At 73.2% G+C, this 1,404-nt stretch carries 2 protein-coding genes and 1 pseudogene; 2 read left to right on the forward strand and 1 reads right to left on the reverse strand.

Annotation, left to right across the window (positions count from 1 at the left end; translation table 11 throughout):
• A pseudogene (locus tag ABZ641_RS37325) lies at positions 1–222 on the reverse strand (hypothetical protein); the annotation flags it as partial.
• Between the two features lie 121 nt (positions 223–343).
• Here ABZ641_RS37325 and ABZ641_RS37330 point away from each other — a divergent pair.
• A complete protein-coding gene (locus ABZ641_RS37330) occupies positions 344–487 on the forward strand; it encodes a hypothetical protein (RefSeq protein ID WP_359989026.1) in 144 nt (47 codons plus the stop codon).
• A gap of 331 nt (positions 488–818) precedes the next feature.
• Positions 819–1,404 (forward strand): insulinase family protein (locus tag ABZ641_RS37335; protein ID WP_359989028.1); only part of this gene is annotated, 586 nt, incomplete at its 3' end.

Raw genomic sequence — 1,404 nt, forward strand, 5'->3', positions numbered from 1 at the left:
CTCGGCGAGCTCGCCGGTGAGGCCGAGGTCGAGCTCGGCCTCGGGCGCCAGCACGAAGGCCGGGGCGCCGGCGGCGGCCGCGACGGCCTCGACGAGCTCCTGCCGGGAGGCTGTCGGCCGGAAGGGCCGGCCGAGCGCGGCCGCGTGCGCGCGGGCCGGCCCGGCGGCCCCGGCGTGGCCGAGGACGAGCCCCGGGGTGGTTGCCCCCGTTGATATTGACACAGTCACAGTCAAATTGACTATCACAGTCATGTTGTTCTGTCAGTATCGGTCCTGAGGCGCACCCGATCGGGTGCGCCGACGGCGCCCTCCGATGCTCGCGAGGGCTTGCGCAAGGAGAGTCATGGCAGGGGAAGTGCAGGGGTCCGGGCCGGCCGAGGCTGTCGACGCGTCGGTCGAGGTTGACGAAACCACAGCTCAGGAGTGTTTCGAGCAGCTGGCGGCCGTGAAGGACTCCATCCTTGAGGGTGTCATCACGCCCTGGTAGGGCAGGCTGCGGCCATCGCCTTGACTGAGTTTATTGACTCCTGAGTGATGGTCATGGTTATGTTCTCTCGCCGCCGCAGGAAAGCGCGGCGGAACGGGAGATCCCCCGGATGTCCCGACAACCGTCCCGTGTGGAGAGGAGGAAAACACCATGGTTCGCAACCACAAGGTCGGCCTGCGTCCGCGTCTGGACAAGGTCAACGTCCGCGCCGGCAAGTAATGCCGTCGCCGGCCGGGGTGACCCGGGCGCACAGCCGCCCGGGCACCCCGGCCCGCACCGCCACCGGCGGCGCCGCGGTGCGCGGCGCCCCACGCCCACGACGGGATGCACCGTGATCGAAACCCCCTGGACCGGCGGCGTCCCCGTCCTGGTCGAGCACCAGCCGCACCTGCGCACCACCAGCCTCGCCGTCGCGCTCGGCCACGGCGCCCGGCACGACCCCGCGGCCGCCGCCGGCACCGCGCACCTCCTCGAACACCTGGTGATGTCCGTCCCGCTCGCGGACGGCGTCCCGCTGTGCGAGCACATCGAACGTCTCGGCGGCACCTGCAACGCCGCGACCGGCCCGGACTCCCTGGTGATCCACGCCCAGGTGCTCGACCAGGACGCCGAGCGCGTCGCCGAACTGGTCTGCCGGGCCCTGCTGCGCCCCGAACTCACCGGGGCCGCCCTCGACGCCGAACGCCGGGTCGTCCTCCAGGAACTGGCCGCCGCCGCGGCCGACCCCGCCGACACCGTCCAGGACGCCTTCCTGGCGCGGCTGTTCGAGGGCCACCCGCTCGCCTCGCCGGTCGGCGGCCGCCCCGAGACGGTCGAGCGGATCGGCACCGAGGACCTCCGCGCCGCGCACCGCACCGCGCTCGCCACCGCGCCGCTCGCCGTCGCCGTGGTCGGCGGCCTGCCCGCCGGCCGGATCG

The organism is Kitasatospora sp. NPDC007106 (assembly GCF_040634455.1).
Classification (GTDB): domain Bacteria; phylum Actinomycetota; class Actinomycetes; order Streptomycetales; family Streptomycetaceae; genus Kitasatospora; species Kitasatospora arboriphila.

Bases quoted from the DNA above. Each gene is read 5' to 3' on its own strand.
- ABZ641_RS37330 (WP_359989026.1), top strand. From the start codon at position 344: ATGGCAGGGGAAGTGCAGGGGTCCGGGCCGGCCGAGGCTGTCGACGCG.